Origin of the sequence: Mesorhizobium sp. L-2-11 (assembly GCF_016756595.1) — a bacterium.
Classification (GTDB): Bacteria; Pseudomonadota; Alphaproteobacteria; order Rhizobiales; family Rhizobiaceae; genus Mesorhizobium.
The window spans coordinates 3,118,205-3,136,541 of sequence record NZ_AP023257.1 but is presented as its reverse complement, the minus strand read 5'-3'; the positions used below and the strand labels follow the sequence as shown (position 1 = coordinate 3,136,541).

The following is an 18,337-nucleotide window of genomic DNA, read 5'->3' as shown; positions in this document are numbered from 1 at the left end:
CCCGCCCCCCGCGGGCGCCAACCGGGCATCGCAGGGCGTCGCAAAGGCGCCGCAGTGCCGCGTTCGCCTTGCTGGTCGTTTCGCAAGCAACGCCTGCCATACTATTGTGCAGTGCAGCACGAGAATGCTTATTTCCGGGCAAAATTCTGCGTGACATTTTCACCCGGCTTGGTCTAATGTGCGCCGATAAACGAGAGGGCGGAAAGAAATCTGCTCTCCTACGCGGTCAAAGTCTTGGGAGGATGCGATCTAGGCGCGGTTACTCGCTGCCGCCGGACACCGGAAACAGATCGGACGCGTTTAAATTGCAAGGCCTCGTGCCTTGCATTTTTTTTGTGCAATCATTTGGTTAGCACGACAAATTGCCAAATCACTTGCGCAACTTCAGCACAGCGGGTTCGAAAACAACCGGCATTGGTTCTTCCGGCCTGGAATTTGCTCTAGTTTCCGGGGCTCTGGCTGAAATCCGGCACGATGTGCGGGATGTCGTCGATGCCGAGGCCGAGCCCCCGCGTAATGCCATAAAAGATGCCAAGCAGAACCAGCGTGACGATCGTCGTCCGCAGCACCGCGCGCAGCATATGCGGTCCGCGCGGCGCGCTGGATACCGTGCCCAGCGTCACGTCCTCATCCTCGTCCTGCGTCCTCAGGCTGAATGGCAGGATGGCGAACAGCACCACCCACCATGTGATGAAGAACAGGGCGAGAAATGAAACCCAGCTCATGCTTGCTCCAGTTCAACCAGCGTGCCGAAGAAATCCTTGGGATGCAGGAACAGCACCGGCTTGCCGTGTGCGCCGGTCTTCGGGTTGCCGTCGCCGAGGACGCGGGCGCCGCTGGCGATGAGGTGATCACGCGCGGCAAGAATGTCATCGACCTCATAGCACAGATGATGCATGCCGCCCGAGGGGTTCTTCTCGAGGAATGCCGCGATCGGCGAACCCTCGCCAAGCGGCTCCAGCAATTCGATCCTGGTATTGCCGACATCGACGAACACCACCGTGACGCCATGCTCCGGCAGCGCCTGCGGCGCGGTCACCCGAGCGCCGAGAGTGTCGCGATAAGCCGCGGTCGCCGCAGCCAGATCCGGCACGGCAAGCGCGACATGGTTGAGGCGTTCAAGCATAGGTTTTCCTCAGGGCAGTAGGGCAATACGGCAGTATGGGAGTAGGGAAAACTACTTTCTCCCCCTACTGCCGTACTGCCCTACTCCCCTATTCCCTTATCTCGTGACGAACACTGTCACCAGCGGCTTCTTGCCCCAGGCTTCATTGGCGGCGCCGCGGACGGCGCGGCGCACTGCCTCCTGCACGAGGTCGAGATCTCTTCGGCGCTGACGCGGGATGGAGTCCACGGCGCCGATTGCCGCATCGATCATCAGGTCTTCCAGGCTGTCGCCGCGGCCATCGGCCTCGGCGACACCGATGGCGACCAGATCGGGATCGCCGGCGAGCTCATATTTGTCGTCGAGCACGACATTGACCGCGACATGGCCGGCGAAAGACAGCTTGCGCCGGTCGCGAATGCCCATCGCCTGGTCGGTGCCGATCAGCCTGCCGTCCTTGTAGATGCGGCCGAACGGCACCTGGTCGATGATCGTCGCCGCACCGGGATAGAGCCGCAGCATGTCGCCGTCGCGCACCTGCGCCACCTGGCCGATGCCGGACACCGACATCAGCGATCCCTGTGCCACCAGATGCGCCGCCTCGCCATGCACGGGAACGCCGATCTGCGGCCGCACCCATTCATACATCTTGCGCAGCTCGCTGCGGCGCGGATGGCCGGAGACATGCACCAGCGCATCACCGTCCTCGATGATCTTGATGCCGAGATCGATCAGACGGTTCTTGATCTCGAGGATACCCTTCTCGTTGCCGGGAATGGTGCGCGAGGAAAACACCACCGTGTCGCCTGCCGTCAGCGACACCGATTTCATCTCCTCGCGCGACAGTTTCGCCAGTGCCGCAAGCGGCTCGCCCTGGCTGCCGGTGCAGATGATGACGAGGTTTTCGCGCGGGATGAAGCCAAAGTCCTCCTCGGCGATGAATTCGGGCAGCCCATCCATATAGCCGAGCTCGCCGGCAACATCGATGACGCGCTTCAGCGAACGGCCGAGCACCAGGCACTGCCGGCCGGCATCGCGTGCCGCCTTGGCAATGGAGACGATGCGTCCGACATTGGAGGAAAAGGTGGTGACCGCGACGCGGCCCTTGGCGCTCTGGATGACGCCCTTGAGGCCCTCGCCAACCGCGACTTCCGACGGCGACACACCTTCCCGCAGCGCATTGGTGGAATCGCAGATCAACGCCAGCACGCCCTTGTCGCCATAGGCGCGGAAGCGCGCCTCGTCGGTCAGCGGCCCGATCGTCGGCGCCGGATCGATCTTCCAGTCGCCGGTGTGGATGACGGTGCCGGCCGGCGAGGTGATCGCCAGCGACATCGGTTCGGGAATCGAATGCGCAACCGGGATGGCCTCGATCTCGAACGGGCCGACGCTGAACTTTTCACCGGCGCGGTAGATCGTCACCGGGATTTTTGGTGCGCCCTGCTCGCCCTGCCGCTTGGCTTCCAGCAATCCAGCGCCGAACGGCGTCATCCAGACCGGCGCCTTGAGCTTCGGCCATGTGTCGAGTAGCGCGCCGTAATGGTCCTCATGCGCGTGCGTGATGATGATGCCGCGCAGGTTGGCGACGTTCTCCTCGATGAAGCGCGTGTCGGGCAGCACCAGGTCGACGCCAGGCAGGCTGGCATCGGGAAAGGTCACGCCGACATCGATGACGATCCATTCGCGCGCATTGGCCGGCCCGTAACCATAGAGGGCGAAGTTCATGCCGATCTCGCCGACGCCGCCAAGCGGCACGAAGACGAGTTCGGCGTTTTCCGCTGTCGCCATGATCATTCCTTTCCTGGCCGGTCAACCCAAGCCGTCAAAATCTGGGGCCCGTCAAAATCTGGGGCCCGTCAAACCTGAGCCCGTCAAAAACCTTGGCCTGTCAAAACCTTGGCCTCTCAAAACCTTGGCCTGTCAAACTTGGGCCGACGCGACCGCACCGAAATGCACGTCGCCGGCGGCGATCGTCAGAACCGAACCCTCATCGTCGCGGATCACGAAACGGCAGTCCTCGTCAATGGTCTCGAACGTGCCGCGCACCACATTACCGTCAATTCTGACAGCAACCTGCCCGCCAAGCCCTGCCGCACGCGCCAGCCAGCGTCGCCTGACTGCGGCCAGCCCGCGCCCATCGTTCCACAGCCGCGCATTCTCGCTCCAGGCATCCGACAGCGCCAGAAACAATGTCTCGGCATCGCAAGCAGCGCCCAGCGCGCCAAGCGATGTCGCCGGATAAGGCAAATCTTTGGGGTATGCCACAACATTGACGCCGATGCCCACCGCCACCGCAGAGCGATCGCCTTCGAGTATCGCCGATTCCAGCAGGATGCCGGCAAGCTTGGCGCCGGAGGCGAGCACATCGTTCGGCCATTTCAGCTCGAAACGGTTTTTTCCATCGTTGCCGCCGTCGAGGCCGATCGCGATCCTGCTCTTTGGCACGACGGCGTCGAGCGCATCGGCCAGCGCCAGCCCGGCGACGAAGCCGAGCGTCGCGGCCAGGCGAAGCTCGGCATTGGTGACCACCAGCAGCGTCGCCGCCAGATTGCCCTCGGGCGTCGCCCAGGCCCGGCCGCGCCGGCCACGCCCGCTTTCCTGTTTTTTCGAAACGACCCAGAGCTTGCCCCGATCTCCCGCCCGCGCACGGTCGAGCGCCAGCGCATTGGTGGAACCGACGGTGTCATGTGCCTCGAGCCGGAACCCTTCCGAGGCCGCTGTTGGAGCCAGCCGAAATGCCATCCCGTCAGAAGAATGTCTTGGCGGCGGCTTCGGCATAGGTGCCGATCGGCCCGCCGATCAGCACGTAGAACAGCACGAAGGCGCCGCAGACGCCAAGCACGACGCGAAGCTCGGTCGCCATCGGCACGAAGCCGCCGACCGGTTCGTCGAACCACATGATCTTGATGATGCGCAGATAATAATAAGCGCCCACCACCGAGGCCAGCACGCCGATGATAGCCAGCGCGTAGAGGTTGGCGTTGATGGCGGCAAGGAACACGTACCACTTCCCCCAGAAGCCGGCGAGCGGCGGAATGCCGGCCAGCGAGAACATCAGGATGGTCAGGATCGTCGCCATGATCGGATTGGTCGACGACAGGCCGGCGAGATCGCTGATCTGTTCGACATTGCCTTCCTTGCGCCGCATGGCGAGGATGAAGGCGAAGGTGCCGAGCGTCATCACCAGATAGATCAGCATGTAGATGGCGACGCCGCGCACGCCGGCCTGGCTGTTGGCGGCGAGGCCTACCAGGGCGTAGCCCATATGGCCGATCGAGGAATAGGCCATCAGCCGCTTGATGTTGGTCTGGCCGATAGCCGCAAAGGCGCCGAGCAGCATCGAGGCGATCGAGATGAAGACGATGATCTGCTGCCAGTCGGCGGCGATCGGCTGGAAGGCGTCCATAGTGACGCGCACGATCAGCGCCATCGCCGCCATCTTCGGCGCCGCAGCGAGGAAGGCCGTCACCGGCGTCGGCGCGCCTTCATAGACGTCGGGCGTCCACATGTGGAACGGCACCGCCGATATCTTGAAGGCGAGGCCGGCCAGCACGAAGACCAGGCCAAAGACCAGGCCAAGCTGCCGCTCGCCGCCGCCAAGTGCTGCGGCGATCTCCTGGAAGCCGGTGTTGCCGGTGTAGCCGTAGACCAGGCTGATGCCGTAAAGCAGCATGCCCGACGACAGCGCGCCGAGGACGAAATATTTCAACCCCGCCTCGGTCGAGCGCAGATTGTCCCGGTTGATCGCCGCCAGCACGTAGATTGCCAGCGACTGCAGTTCGAGGCCCAGATAAAGCCCGATCATGCCGTTGGCCGAGATCATCAGCATCATGCCGAGCGTGCACAGCAGGATCAGCACCGGATATTCGAACTTGTCGAAATGCTCCGCCTTGGCGAAGCGCATCGACATGACCAGCGTCACCGCCGAACCGATCAGCGCCAGCACCTTCATGAAGCGGGCGAAGGGATCCTGGACGAAGGCTTCGCCGTAAGCGTTGCCCTGCCCGGTGGAAAGGATCGTCCAGAGGCCGGCAACCACCAGCACGGCGACGGCAAGGCCGCTCACCGTGGTGGTGGTGTTGGCGCGCGAATAGGCGCCGAGCATCAGCAGCGCCAGGGCGCCGACGGCGAGGATCAGCTCTGGTGTCGACAGCGACAGGCTGGAGAGAAGGTCCGGCGTCATGGTTCGCAAACCTCTCGGGTCAGTTCGCCGCCGCGGTCTGCGCGGTGTCGATGGATGCGGTCACATTGGTGACGAGCGCCTTGACCGATGCGGCGGTCGCGTCGAAGACCGGCGCCGGGTAGACGCCGAAGAAGATGACCAGCACGGCCAGCGGGTAGATGATCACCTTCTCGCGTGTCGACAGGTCGAGCAGGCCTTTCAGGCTGTCCTTGGTCAGCGCGCCGAAGATCACCCGGCGATACAGCCAGAGCGCATAGGCCGCCGACAGAATGACGCCGGTGGCGGCGAAGAACGCCACCCAGGTGTTGACCCGGAACACGCCGAGCATGGTCAGAAATTCGCCGACGAAGCCGCTGGTGCCGGGCAGGCCGACATTGGCCATGGTGAAGATCATGAACACGGTGGCGTATTTCGGCATGTTGTTGACCAGCCCGCCATAGGCGTCGATGTCGCGCGTGTGCATGCGGTCGTAGATGACGCCGACGCACAGGAACAGCGCGCCGGAGACAAGGCCGTGCGACAGCATCTGGAAGATCGCCCCCTGGACGCCTTCCTGGTTCATCGCGAAGATGCCCATGGTGACGAAGCCCATATGGGCTACCGACGAATAGGCGATCAGCTTCTTCATGTCCTCCTGCATCAACGCCACCAGCGAGGTGTAGATGATGGCGACGACGGACAGCGCGAAGACCAGCGGCGCAAACATCTCCGAGGCGATCGGAAACATCGGCAGGGAGAAGCGCAGGAAACCATATCCGCCCATCTTCAGCAGGATTGCGGCCAGGATCACCGAACCGGCCGTCGGCGCTTCGACATGCGCGTCCGGCAGCCAGGTGTGCACCGGCCACATCGGCATCTTCACGGCGAAGGAGGCGAAGAAGGCGAGCCATAGCCAGGTCTGCATCGAGGCCGGGAAGTTGTGCGTCAGGAGCGTCGGGATGTCGGTGGTGCCGGACTGGAAGAACATCGCCATGATGGCGAGCAGCATCAGCACCGAGCCGGCCAGCGTATAGAGGAAGAACTTGAACGATGCGTAGACGCGCCGCTTGCCGCCCCACACGCCGATGATGATGAACATCGGGATCAGGCCGGCTTCGAAGAAGACGTAGAACAGGACGATGTCGAGCGCGCAGAACACGCCGATCATCAGCGTCTCCAGCAGCAGGAAGGCGATCATGTAGGCCTTGACGCGCGTCTCGATCGATTCCCACGAAGCCAGGATGCAGAGCGGCATCAGGAAGGTGGTCAGGATGACGAACAGCATCGAGATGCCGTCGACGCCCATATGGTAGGAGATGCCGGAATCCAGCCAGGCAAACTTCTCGACGAACTGGAAACCGGGCTCCGCATTGTCGAAGCCGGTCCAGATGAACAGCGAGATGATGAAGGTGATACCAGTCGTCCACAACGCAATGGCGCGGATGTTGCGGCGGGCATTCTCGCTGTCGTCATTGATCAGCAGAATGAACAGCACACCTACCAGCGGCAGGAAGGTGACCAGCGAGAGGATCGGCCAGGCGGTCATCAGAGCATCATCCAGGTGACGAATGCGGCAACGCCGATCAGCATGGCGAAGGCATAGTGATAGAGGTAGCCGGTCTGCAGCTTGACGACCCGGTTGGTGACGTCGACGACGCGCGCCGACACCCCGTCCGGACCAAGTCCGTCGATGACGGTGCCGTCGCCGGTCTTCCACAGGAAGTGGCCGAGGCGTTTTGCCGGCCGCACGAACAGGAAGTCGAAGAGTTCGTCGAAATACCACTTGTTGAGCAGGAAGGCGTAGAGGCCGCGATGCTGCGCCGCGAGGTTCTTCGGCATTTCCGGAGCGCGGATGTAGAATTGCCAGGCAATAGCAAAGCCGATCAGCATGGCGACGAACGGCGCCAGCTTCACCCAAAACGGCACTTCGTGGATGTCGTGCAGGATGTGGTTTTCCGGCAGTGTGAACAGCGACGCCTTCCAGAACTCGGCATAGCCCTCGCCGATGAAGGCGCCATGGAAGATCACGCCGGCGAACAGCGCGCCTGCCGCCAGGATGTACAGCGGCACCAGCATGACCGGCGGCGATTCATGGACGTGGTGCATGACCTCGTGGCTCGCCCGCGGCTGGCCGTGGAAGGTCATGAAAATCAGCCGCCAGGAATAGAAGCTGGTGAAGCAGGCGGCGACTACCAGCAGCACGAAGGCAAGGCCGGCGACCGGATTGTGCGCGGCAAAGGCGCTTTCGATGATCGCGTCCTTGGAGAAGAAGCCGGCGGTGCCGATCACCGTTACCGGAATGCCGACGCCGGTCAGCGCCAGCGTGCCGATCACCATCATCCAGTAGGTCTTCGGAATGAGCGTTCTGAGGCCGCCCATCCTGCGCATGTCCTGCTCGTCGGAGACGGCGTGGATCACCGAGCCGGAGCCGAGGAACAGCAGCGCCTTGAAGAAGGCGTGCGTGAACAGATGGAAGATCGCCGCGCCGTAGGCGCCGACGCCGAGCGCCACGAACATGTAGCCGAGCTGCGAGCAGGTCGAATAGGCGATGACGCGCTTGATGTCGTTCTGGACGAGGCCGACGGTCGCCGCGAAGAAGGCGGTGAAGGCGCCGATGAAGGTGACCACGATCAGCGCCGAATGCGACAGTTCGAACAGCGGCGACAGCCGCGCCAGCATGAACACGCCGGCGGTCACCATGGTGGCGGCATGGATGAGCGCCGAGACCGGCGTCGGGCCTTCCATGGCGTCCGGCAGCCAGGTGTGCAGCGGCACCTGGGCAGACTTGCCCATGGCGCCCATGAACAGCAGCAGGCAGACGACGGTCATCGCCGCGTGCTTGTCGAGCGCATAGCCGAGGAAGGTCAGCACGGCTGCGCCCTCCGGCGCGCCTTCGGCCGGAATGAACGTCGCCGCATTGGCGAAGATAGTGCCGAGGTTGACCGAGCCGAACAGCACGAACACGCCGAAGATGCCGAGCGCGAAGCCGAAATCGCCGACGCGGTTGACGACGAAGGCCTTGATCGCGGCGGCATTGGCCGACGGTTTCTTGTACCAGAAACCGATCAGCAAATAGGAGGCGAGGCCGACGCCTTCCCAGCCGAAGAACATCTGCACCAGGTTGTCGGCCGTCACCAGCATCAGCATGGCGAAGGTGAACAGCGACAGATAGGCGAAGAAGCGCGGCCGGTTCGGGTCGTGATGCATGTAGCCGATCGAGTAGATGTGGACCAGCGCCGACACCGTGTTGACGACGACCAGCATCACCACCGTCAGCGTGTCGATGCGCAGCGCCCATGCGGCCTCTAACCCGCCCGACTGGATCCAGCGCAGCACCGGCACAGTGAACACCTCGCCCTCGCCGAAGCCGACGGCGAAGAAGGCGACCCACGACAGCACGGCTGATATCACCAGCAAGCCGGAGGTGATGTATTCGGACGCCTTGGCGCCGAGCGACGTGCCGAACAGGCCGACGATCAGGAAGCCGAGCAGAGGAAGGAAGACGATGGCCTGATACATGGTGGTTTCCGTCAACCCTTCATCATGTTCACGTCTTCGACCGCGATCGAACCGCGGTTGCGGAAGAAGACGACGAGAATGGCGAGGCCGATCGCCGCTTCAGCCGCTGCGACCGTCAGCACGAACAGCGCGAACACCTGTCCGACGAGATCGCCGAGCGCTGCCGAGAAGGCGACGAAATTGATGTTGACGGCGAGCAGGATCAGCTCGATCGACATCAGGATGACGATGATGTTCCTGCGGTTGAGGAAGATGCCGAACACGCCGAGCGTGAACAGGATCGCCGATACGGTCAGATAATGTGCGATGCCGACGACCATCTCAGATTCCTTCGCCCGTCTTGACCTTGCGGATTTCCATTCCCGTTGCCGGCGTGCGGCCGACCTGGGCGGCGATCGACTGCCGCTTGATGCCCGGCTTGTGGCGCAGCGTCAGCACGATGGCGCCGATCATGGCGACCAGCAGCACAAGGCCGGCAATCTGGAAATAGTAGAGGTAGTCGGTGTAGAGGATGTCGCCGAGCGCTGCCGTGTTCGAGCGCGCGGCAAGGTCCGGAGTGGGTTTTGCAACCGTCGCCGCCAGCTGCGGCGCGAACGTATAGCCGCCGAGCACGACGATCAGCTCAGCCGCCAGGATCAGCCCGACCAGCGCGCCAATCGGCGCGTATTGCAGGGCGCCTTCCTTCATCTCGGCGAAATCGACGTCGAGCATCATGACGACGAACAGGAACAGCACCATGACCGCGCCGACATAGACGACGAGCAGGATCATCGCCAGGAACTCGGCGCCGGTCAGCATGAACAGGCCAGCGGCGTTGAAGAAGGTCAGGATCAGGAACAGCACCGAATGCACGGGATTGCGCGCCGAAATGACCATGAACGCCGACGCCACCGCGACAAAGGCGAAGAGGTAGAAAAAGGCCGCCTCTAGTCCATTCAGCATGGGTTCCCCCGGGGTTCCTGTCCAAACAGGACGTTCGTCCTGTTCGATCTTTGCCACCGCCTCCGGTCGGCAAGTTTGCGTGTTCCTTAGACGAGGCCTTTCGCCCCGTCCATGCGTCATTCCGTTTCCTTCTCCCCGTTTACGGGGAGAAGGTGGCCCGAAGGGCCGGATGAGGGGCAGCGCTGAACTTGCGACGTTCGCGCCGCCCCTCATCTGCCTGCCGGCATCTTCTCCCCGTGAACGGGGAGAAGAAAGCTGTTCTATCGGTACGGCGCATCCAGCGAGATGTTGCGCGCCAGTTCGCGCTCCCAGCGGTCGCCATTGGCCAGGAGCTTGTCCTTGTCGTAATAAAGTTCCTCGCGCGTCTCCGTCGCGAATTCGAAATTCGGCCCCTCGACGATGGCGTCGACCGGGCAGGCCTCCTGGCAGAAGCCGCAATAGATGCACTTCACCATATCGATGTCGTAGCGCACGGTGCGGCGGGTGCCGTCATTGCGGCGCGGGCCGGCCTCGATGGTGATGGCCTGGGCCGGGCAGATCGCCTCGCACAGTTTGCAGGCGATGCAGCGTTCCTCGCCGTTCGGGTAGCGGCGCAGCGCGTGCTCGCCGCGGAAGCGCGGACTGGTCGGCCCCTTCTCGTGCGGATAGTTGATCGTCTCCTTCGGCGCGAAGAACTGGCGCATCGACAGGAAGAAGGCGCTGACGAAATCCTGCAGCAGCAGGGATTTTGCGGCTTGGGCTAGAGCAGACATCACGCAAACCCCGTGATCTTGAGGAACGCGGCGACAATCACCACCATCGCCAGCGAGATCGGCAGGAAGACCTTCCAGCCAAGCCGCATCAGCTGGTCGTAGCGGTAGCGCGGCACGAAGGCCTTCACCATCGAGATCATGAAGAAAACCAGGCAGACCTTGAGCACGAACCAGATCAGCCCCGGCACCCAGGTGAAGGGAGCGAAGTCGAAGGGCGGCAGCCAGCCGCCGAGGAACAGGATGGTGGCCAGCGCGCACATCAGCACGATGGCGACATACTCGCCGAGGAAGAACAGCAGGAACGGCGTCGACGAATATTCGACCATATGGCCGGCGACGAGTTCCGATTCGGCTTCCACCAGGTCGAAGGGCGGGCGGTTGGTTTCGGCCAGCGCCGAGATGAAGAAGATGACGAACATCGGGAACAGCGACAGCCAATGCCAGTCGAGGAAGGTGTTGGGCAGGCCGACCCGCGTACCCAGCCCGTCCTGCTGCGACAGCACGATGTCGGACAGGTTGAGCGAGCCGACGCAAAGCAGCACGGTGACGATGACGAAGCCGATCGAGACCTCGTAGGACACCATCTGCGCCGCCGAGCGCAGCGCGCCGAGGAACGGATATTTCGAGTTGGACGCCCAGCCGCCCATGATCACGCCATAGACCTCGAGCGAGGAGATGGCGAAGACATAGAGGATGCCGACATTGACGTTGGCGATCGCCCAGCCCTCATTGACCGGGATCACCGCCCAGGCCGAGATCGCCAAAACCGCCGAAACCAAAGGCGCCAGCAGAAAAACGCCCTTGTTGGCGCCGGACGGAATCACCGGCTCCTTGAACACGAACTTCAGAAGATCGGCGAAAGCCTGCAGCGTGCCCCATGGGCCGACGACGTTAGGGCCGCGGCGCAACTGCACCGCCGCCCAGATCTTGCGGTCCGCGTACAGGATGTAGGCGACGAAGATCAACAGCACGACGATCAGCACGACCGACTTCAACAGGATGAGCAGCGCCGGCAGCACGTAGAAGGAGACGAAGGTGTCCATGTTTATTCCGCCGCCTGCTGAAAACCGTTTTTCGCCAGCGCCGAGCATTCCGCCATCACCGCTGAAGCCCGCGCGATCGGGTTGGTCAGGTAGAAATCCTTGACCGGCGAGGTTAAGGCGCCCTTGCCCAGCCGCCCGCCGAGCTTCGCCACCTCAGCGATATCGCCAGCATTGCCGGCCGCGACCTGGTCGAGGCGGGCAAGATGCGGGTATTCGCCATAGAGTTTTGCGCGCAGCTGCGGCAGCGAATCGAACGACAATCTCTTGCCAAGCACATCCGACAGCGCCCGCAGGATCGCCCAGTCCTCGCGCGCATCGCCCGGCGCGAAGCCGGCACGGTTGGTCTGCTGCACGCGGCCCTCGGTATTGACGTAGGTGCCCGATTTTTCGGTATAGGCGGCGCCCGGCAGGATGACGTCGGCGCGGTGCGCGCCGTGGTCGCCATGCGTGCCGATATAGACGACGAAGGCGCCGCCGGTTTTCGTCATGTCAATCTCGTCGGCGCCGAGCAGGAACAGCACCTCCATAGCCCCCAGCATGCCGGCGACGTTCTTGCCGCCCTCGCCCGGCACGAAGCCGACATCGAGACCGCCAACGTGCGCCGCCGCAGTGTGCAGCACGGCAAAGCCGTTCCAGTCGGCTCTCGCAGCATTGACGGCCAGGCTGAGCTTCGCCGCCTGGCCGAGCACGGCCGCGCCGTCCGGGCGCGACAGCGCGCCCTGACCGACGATGACAAGCGGATGCGTCGCATTCTTCAGCACCTCAAAAAATTTGCCGTTGCCGTCGGCCAAATCCTTCAGCGATTCCGGTCCGGCGCCGAGCTGCTCATAGTCGTAGCGCGTATCGCCGACATCGCCGATGACGCCGACCGGCAGGTTGCCGACCCGCCAGCGCTTGCGGATGCGGGCGTTGAGCAAGGACGCCTCGAAGCGCGGATTGGCGCCGATGATCAGCACCGCGTCGGCCTGCTCGATGCCTTCGATGGTCGGGTTGAAGATATAGCTTGCCCGGCCGAGCGACGGATCGAGCGCGGCGCCATCCTGGCGGCAGTCGGTGTTCTTCGAGCCGAGCGAGGCCATCAGCAGCTTCAGCGCATAGATCTCCTCGACGGCGGCGAGATCGCCTGATATGGCGCCGATCTTGTCGGGCGCGGTGCTCGACACCGCTTCCTTGATCGCGGAAAAAGCCTCGGCCCAGCTTGCCGGGGCCAGCTTGCCGTTCTTGCGGACATATGGCCGGTCGAGGCGCTGGGTGCGCAGACCGTCCCAGATGAAGCGGGTCTTGTCGGAAATCCACTCCTCGTTCACCGCCTCGTTGGTGCGCGGCAGGATGCGCATCACCTCGCGTCCCCTGGAATCGACGCGGATCGCCGAGCCGACGGCGTCCATCACATCGATGGATTCGGTCTTGGTCAGTTCCCACGGCCGCGCCTGGAAGGCGTAGGGTTTTGACGTCAGCGCACCGACCGGGCAAAGATCGATGACGTTGCCCTGCAGTTCCGATGTCATCGCGCTTTCGAGATAGGTGGTGATTTCGGCGTCCTCGCCGCGGCCGATCAGGCCGAGCTCGGAAATGCCGGCAATTTCGGTGGTGAAGCGGACGCAGCGCGTGCAATGGATGCAGCGGTTCATGATCGTCTTGACCAGCGGCCCGATATACTTGTCTTCGACCGCCCGCTTGTTCTCGTGATAGCGCGAGGAATCGACGCCGAACGCCATCGCCTGGTCCTGCAGGTCGCACTCGCCGCCCTGGTCGCAGATCGGGCAATCGAGCGGATGGTTGATCAGCAGGAATTCCATCACGCCTTCCCGGGCCTTCTTGACCATCGGCGTGTTGGTGAAGATTTCCGGCGTTTCGCCATTTGGTCCCGGACGCAAATCGCGCACGCCCATGGCGCAGGACGCCTGCGGCTTGGGCGGCCCGCCCTTCACCTCGATCAGGCACATGCGGCAATTGCCGGCGATCGACAGCCGCTCATGGAAGCAGAAGCGCGGCACTTCGGCGCCGGCGTCCTCGGCTGCCTGCAGCAACGTGTAGTGGTCGGGTACAGTAATCTCTTTCCCGTCGACCTTGAGCTTTGCCATGTCGTCTCAAACCCCTGCGGACGTTCCGCAATTTCTTCCGGGCGCAGCCGAAACCACGCACGGCATTCAATTCAATGTTTGGCCTCGGCCAGCGCCGCCGCCTGGCCAAGCCAGTTATCGCGACCGATGCGGCCCTTGAACGACAGATAATCGTCGACCCAGGCGACCTCTTCCGGCGTCCATGCGGCGATCTGGCCGTAGGTCCAGATGCCCAGGCCGTTCAGCACCTGTTCCAGCTTCGGCCCGATGCCCGATATCGCCTTGAGGTCGTCCGGGTTTGCCGGACGATCCATTGCCTTGGGCTGCTTGAAATCCTCCGGCATCAACCCGGCCGGTGCGGCAGCCGCATCCACCACGCTGCGTGCATCATCCATGCTGTTCGCGGCTATGTCATTCACGTTCCGGGCGAAGGACTGTGCCTCGGCGATCAAGGTTTTCGTCGCCGCGCGCGCCTTGGTCGAGGAGCTTGTCCCTGTCTGCGAAAGGCCTTCGACCCTGGCATCGAAATCGTCGACGATCGGCTGGAAGAGCCGCTGCGAGGCCTCGGCGGCGCCGGAGAGCACGCCCATCCACACCCCAAAGGCATGATTGGCAAGCCCGATGCCGAGCGCCGACATCGCTGCCGCACTCGCGACAGGGTGCGCCAGGAGATTGACGGCGCTGGCCATCTCCTTCGGCATCATCCTGGTCAGGTCCTGGTTCATCTTCTCGAACGGGTCCAAATCTGGCATCAAATGTTCGGGTGTCGAATTCAGCGACATAGGTGGTCTCTCCTGGTCGTTTCTTCCGTATGCCCCGGCCTGTTTCCTCAAATCGGGCATTTGCCCGTATCTCCAATCGGGCATTCGCCCGGTTCAAATTCGTCTCTATTCCGCCGCCACCATCACCGGCTCTGCCCGGTGCGCATTGCGCGAAAACTCGTCGATACGCCGCTCCACCTCGCCGCGGAAATGCCGCATCATTCCCTGGATCGGCCACGCCGCCGCATCGCCCAGCGCGCAGATCGTGTGGCCTTCGACCTGTTTGGTCACGTCGAGCAGCATGTCGATCTCGCGCTTGTGCGCCTCGCCGCGCACCAGCCGCTCCATCACCCGCCACATCCAGCCGGTGCCTTCGCGGCACGGCGTGCACTGGCCGCAGCTCTCGTGCTTGTAGAAGTAGGAAAGCCGGGCAATCGCCTTCACGATATCGGTCGATTTGTCCATGACGATGACAGCCGCCGTGCCGAGACCCGATTTCAGGTCACGCAACGCATCGAAATCCATTGGCGCGTCGATGATCTGCTCCGCCGGCACCAAGGGCACCGAAGCGCCGCCCGGAATCACCGCCAGCAGATTGTCCCAGCCGCCGCGAATGCCGCCGCAATGCGTCTCGATGAGCTCGCGGAACGGGATCGACATCGCCTCTTCGACGGTGCACGGAGTGTTGACGTGGCCCGAAACGCAGAACAGCTTGGTGCCGACATTGTTGGGCCGGCCGAACGATGAGAACCAGGCGGCGCCGCGGCGCAAAATGGTCGGCGCCACCGCGATCGACTCGACATTGTTGACCGTCGTCGGGCAGCCATAGAGGCCGACATTGGCCGGAAACGGCGGCTTCAGCCGCGGCTGGCCCTTCTTGCCTTCGAGGCTTTCGAGCAGCGCCGTTTCCTCGCCGCAGATATAGGCGCCGGCGCCGTGATGCATGTAGATGTCGAAATCGTAGCCGGACGTATTGTTCTTGCCGATCAGCTTGGCCGCATAGGCCTCGTCGATGGCGCGCTGCAGCGCCTCGCGCTCGCGGATGAACTCGCCGCGCACATAGATGTAGGCGGCGATCGCGCCCATGGCGAAGCCGGCGATCAGGCAGCCCTCGACCAGCGTGTGCGGGTCGTGGCGCAATATGTCGCGGTCCTTGCAGGTGCCGGGCTCGGATTCGTCGGCGTTGACGACGAGATAGCTCGGCCGGCCGTCGCTCTGCTTGGGCATGAACGACCATTTTAGCCCGGTCGGGAAGCCGGCGCCGCCGCGGCCGCGCAGGCCTGACGCCTTCATCTCGTTGACGATCCAGTCGCGCCCCTTGGCGATGATGCCGGGCGTGTTGTCCCAGGCGCCGCGCGCCATCGCACCGGCCAGCGACTTGTCGAAGCGGCCGTAGATGTTGTTGAAGATGCGGTCTCTGTCCTGAAGCATTGTTCGTCCCTCAGACCGGTTTCTTGCCGAAGACGCGGATATATTCGGCGACCCCGCCCTTGGCCAGCGCCTTGGCCTGCTTGACCCAGTCATCGCGCTCGATGCGGCCGTGGAAGCTAAGATAGCTATCGACCCACTCGCGCTCGGCCTTCTTCCATGACGCGACTTGCGCATAGGTGAAGATACCAACCGAATGCAGGATGCCTTCGATCTTCGGGCCGACGCCCGAGATCAGCTTGAGATCGTCGACCAGTGCCGGCCTCGCGATGCCGGCCGGACGGTTCTTGTCCTCGAGCGAAGGCTTGGCAGGCTTGACAGTTTTTTTGCCGGCAGCGCCGATCGGCGCTTCCTTCAACTCCGGCGCCTTGAAAGCAGCCGCCGGCTCAGCCTTGACGATCGGACCGCTGCGCTGTTTCAAAACCTTTTCGACTTCCGGCGCGGCCTTGTTGGCGTTGGCCGCCGAATGCCGCGGTGGTCTGACGCTCGCCGCCTTTTCCGCCTCTGGTGCGACCTTTGCCGGAGAAGGCGTCTCCAGCGCCGGGCTGGTTTCGGGCGCATCGGTCTTCGGCTTGCTGGCCTTCGACGGCGCGACAGCGGCCGCCGGTGCCTGTACGGCCGGAGCCGCTGGCGTCGCGACAATTGCCGCTGGTGCTGCCGCCCTGGCGGCCTTCGCAGCCGCCTTGGCTTCCCTGTCGCGGGTGGTCTTCAGGATTGCCTTTTCGCTCTTCAGCGTCGTCAGCCCGGTGATCGGCTCGGAGGTGATGCGGCCGTTCTGCGGCCCCGGCGTCACCGAGGCGCCCTTGCCGGCATCATAGAGGTCGATGATCTCGGCAAGCCGCTCCGGCGTCAGATCCTCGAAAGTGTCCTTGAAAATCATCACCATCGGCGCGTTGACGCAGGCGCCAAGGCATTCGACCTCTTCCCACGACAGCGTGCCCTTGTCGTTGGTGTGGAACTGGTCGTGATGGATTTTCGAGCGGCACACATCCATCAGCGCTTCCGAGCCGCGCAGCATGCAGGGCGTGGTGCCGCAGACCTGGATATGCGCGCGGGTGCCGACCGGATTGAGCTGGTATTGCGTGTAGAAAGTCGCGACTTCGAGCCCTCTGATGTAGGGCATGCCGAGCATGTCGGAGATCGTCTCGATCGCCGCCTTGGTCACCCAGCCTTCCTGTTCCTGCGCCAGCATCAGCAAGGGGATGATCGCCGACTGCTCGCGACCCTTCGGATACTTCTTGATCCATTGCTTGGCCGCTGCCGTATTCGCCCGGTTGAAGGCGAAGGAGGCTGGCTGGAGGCTGGCTTCTGCGAGACGGCGGACTGACATTTAGCGATCGACCTCACCAAACACGATGTCGAGGGAGCCGAGAACGGCGGTGACGTCGGCCAGCATGTGGCCGCGGCACAAAAAGTCCATGGCCTGCAGATGCGCAAACCCTGGCGCGCGCAGCTTGCAGCGGTAGGGCTTGTTGGTTCCATCCGAGACCAGGTAGACGCCAAACTCGCCTTTCGGCGCTTCGACCGCTGCATAGACCTCGCCCGCCGGCACGCGGTAGCCCTCAGTGTAGAGCTTGAAGTGATGGATCAGCGCTTCCATCGAGCGCTTCATCGCCGCGCGCTTCGGCGGCACCACCTTGCCGTCGAGATTCGACACCGGCCCGCTGCCTTCCTTGCCAAGCAGCAGGTCGACGCACTGGCGCATGATTTTCGCCGACTGGCGCATTTCTTCCATGCGCACGAGATAACGGTCGTAGCAGTCGCCGTTCTTGCCGATCGGAATGTCGAAATCCATCTCGGCATAGCATTCGTAAGGCTGCGACTTGCGCAGATCCCAGGCGACGCCGGATCCACGCACCATGACGCCGGAAAAGCCCCAGGCCCAGGCGTCGGCCAGCGAGACGGTGCCGATGTCGACATTGCGCTGTTTGAAGATGCGGTTGCCGGTCAGCAATGCGTCGAGGTCGTCGAGCGATTTCAGGAACGGATCGATCCACTCGCCGATGTCCTCGACCAGTTTTTGCGGCAGGTCCTGGTGGACGCCGCCGGGCCGGAAATAGGCCGCATGCATGCGCGAGCCGCTGGCCCGCTCATAGAACACCATCAGCTTTTCGCGCTCGACAAAACCCCAAAGCGGCGGCGTCAGCGCGCCGACGTCCATGGCCTGCGTCGTCACATTGAGGATGTGCGACATGATGCGGCCGATCTCGCAATAGAGCACGCGGATCAGCTGGCCGCGCTTCGGCACCTCGATGCCGAGCAGCCGCTCAGCGGCAAGCGCAAAAGCATGCTCCTGGTTCATCGGCGCGCAATAGTCGAGCCGGTCGAGATAGGGCACGGCCTGCAGATAAGTTTTGGCTTCGATCAGCTTCTCGGTGCCGCGATGCAACAGCCCGATATGCGGATCGACGCGATCGACGACTTCGCCGTCGAGTTCTAGAACCAACCGCAAAACACCATGGGCAGCGGGGTGCTGAGGCCCAAAGTTGATATTGAAGTTGCGGACGGAGGTTTCAGCCATGGATCGCCCTTGGCGATGAGTGAATGGTGAATGGTGAATGG

16 protein-coding genes are annotated in these 18,337 nt (G+C 63.2%); all 16 read right to left on the bottom strand.

Features of this window, described 5'->3' with window-relative positions:
• Positions 1–440 precede the first annotated feature (440 nt).
• The 16 genes from JG739_RS15030 to JG739_RS14955 all read right to left on the bottom strand — a co-directional run bounded on the left by JG739_RS15030 (position 441) and on the right by JG739_RS14955 (position 18,296).
• Positions 441–725, bottom strand: a complete 285-nt coding sequence (locus JG739_RS15030) for a DUF1467 family protein (protein WP_202367128.1) — start codon at positions 723–725, stop codon at positions 441–443.
• Entirely contained in the window at positions 722–1,126 is a 405-nt protein-coding gene (gene mce / locus JG739_RS15025; RefSeq protein WP_202367127.1) for a methylmalonyl-CoA epimerase, read from the bottom strand. Before mce ends, JG739_RS15030 begins: the two co-directional genes overlap by 4 nt.
• A gap of 96 nt (positions 1,127–1,222) precedes the next feature.
• A complete protein-coding gene (locus tag JG739_RS15020) occupies positions 1,223–2,893 on the bottom strand; it encodes a ribonuclease J (RefSeq protein WP_202367126.1) in 1,671 nt (556 codons plus the stop codon).
• 132 nt (positions 2,894–3,025) lie between these two features.
• Positions 3,026–3,847 (bottom strand): biotin--[acetyl-CoA-carboxylase] ligase, encoded by an 822-nt coding sequence (locus JG739_RS15015; RefSeq protein ID WP_202367125.1) that lies wholly within the window; start codon positions 3,845–3,847, stop codon positions 3,026–3,028.
• 4 nt (positions 3,848–3,851) lie between these two features.
• Positions 3,852–5,288 (bottom strand): NADH-quinone oxidoreductase subunit NuoN, encoded by a 1,437-nt coding sequence (gene nuoN, locus JG739_RS15010; RefSeq protein ID WP_202367124.1) that lies wholly within the window; start codon positions 5,286–5,288, stop codon positions 3,852–3,854.
• A gap of 19 nt (positions 5,289–5,307) precedes the next feature.
• Complete coding sequence (locus JG739_RS15005) at positions 5,308–6,813, bottom strand: NADH-quinone oxidoreductase subunit M (protein ID WP_202367123.1); 1,506 nt, start codon at positions 6,811–6,813, stop codon at positions 5,308–5,310.
• Positions 6,813–8,786 carry an NADH-quinone oxidoreductase subunit L gene (nuoL, locus tag JG739_RS15000; protein WP_202367122.1) on the bottom strand — a complete coding sequence of 658 codons (1,974 nt, stop codon included), beginning with the start codon at positions 8,784–8,786 and terminating at the stop codon, positions 6,813–6,815. The genes JG739_RS15005 and nuoL overlap by 1 nt, the downstream gene beginning before the upstream one ends.
• 11 nt (positions 8,787–8,797) lie before the next feature.
• On the bottom strand, positions 8,798–9,106 hold the full coding sequence (gene nuoK, locus JG739_RS14995; protein WP_023798863.1) for an NADH-quinone oxidoreductase subunit NuoK: 309 nt from the start codon (positions 9,104–9,106) through the stop codon (positions 8,798–8,800).
• Position 9,107: 1 nt separating this feature from the next.
• Positions 9,108–9,728 (bottom strand): NADH-quinone oxidoreductase subunit J, encoded by a 621-nt coding sequence (locus tag JG739_RS14990; RefSeq protein ID WP_023798862.1) that lies wholly within the window; start codon positions 9,726–9,728, stop codon positions 9,108–9,110.
• Between the two features lie 260 nt (positions 9,729–9,988).
• Positions 9,989–10,480 (bottom strand): NADH-quinone oxidoreductase subunit NuoI, encoded by a 492-nt coding sequence (nuoI, locus tag JG739_RS14985; RefSeq protein ID WP_023798861.1) that lies wholly within the window; start codon positions 10,478–10,480, stop codon positions 9,989–9,991.
• Entirely contained in the window at positions 10,480–11,523 is a 1,044-nt protein-coding gene (nuoH, locus tag JG739_RS14980) for an NADH-quinone oxidoreductase subunit NuoH (RefSeq protein ID WP_202367121.1), read from the bottom strand. The genes nuoI and nuoH overlap by 1 nt, the downstream gene beginning before the upstream one ends.
• 2 nt (positions 11,524–11,525) lie before the next feature.
• Positions 11,526–13,607, bottom strand: coding sequence for an NADH-quinone oxidoreductase subunit NuoG (gene nuoG / locus JG739_RS14975; protein WP_202367120.1), 2,082 nt, complete (start codon positions 13,605–13,607; stop codon positions 11,526–11,528).
• A 71-nt stretch (positions 13,608–13,678) separates the two neighbouring features.
• Complete coding sequence (locus JG739_RS14970; RefSeq protein WP_202367119.1) at positions 13,679–14,368, bottom strand: NADH-ubiquinone dehydrogenase; 690 nt, start codon at positions 14,366–14,368, stop codon at positions 13,679–13,681.
• 105 nt (positions 14,369–14,473) lie between these two features.
• Entirely contained in the window at positions 14,474–15,778 is a 1,305-nt protein-coding gene (nuoF, locus tag JG739_RS14965) for an NADH-quinone oxidoreductase subunit NuoF (RefSeq protein WP_202367118.1), read from the bottom strand.
• Positions 15,779–15,788: 10 nt separating this feature from the next.
• Positions 15,789–17,105, bottom strand: coding sequence for an NADH-quinone oxidoreductase subunit E (locus tag JG739_RS14960; protein ID WP_202367117.1), 1,317 nt, complete (start codon positions 17,103–17,105; stop codon positions 15,789–15,791).
• The gene (locus JG739_RS14955) at positions 17,106–18,296 is read right to left on the bottom strand and encodes an NADH-quinone oxidoreductase subunit D (protein ID WP_202367116.1); all 1,191 of its coding nucleotides are present in this window, start codon (positions 18,294–18,296) and stop codon (positions 17,106–17,108) included.
• Positions 18,297–18,337 lie beyond the last annotated feature (41 nt).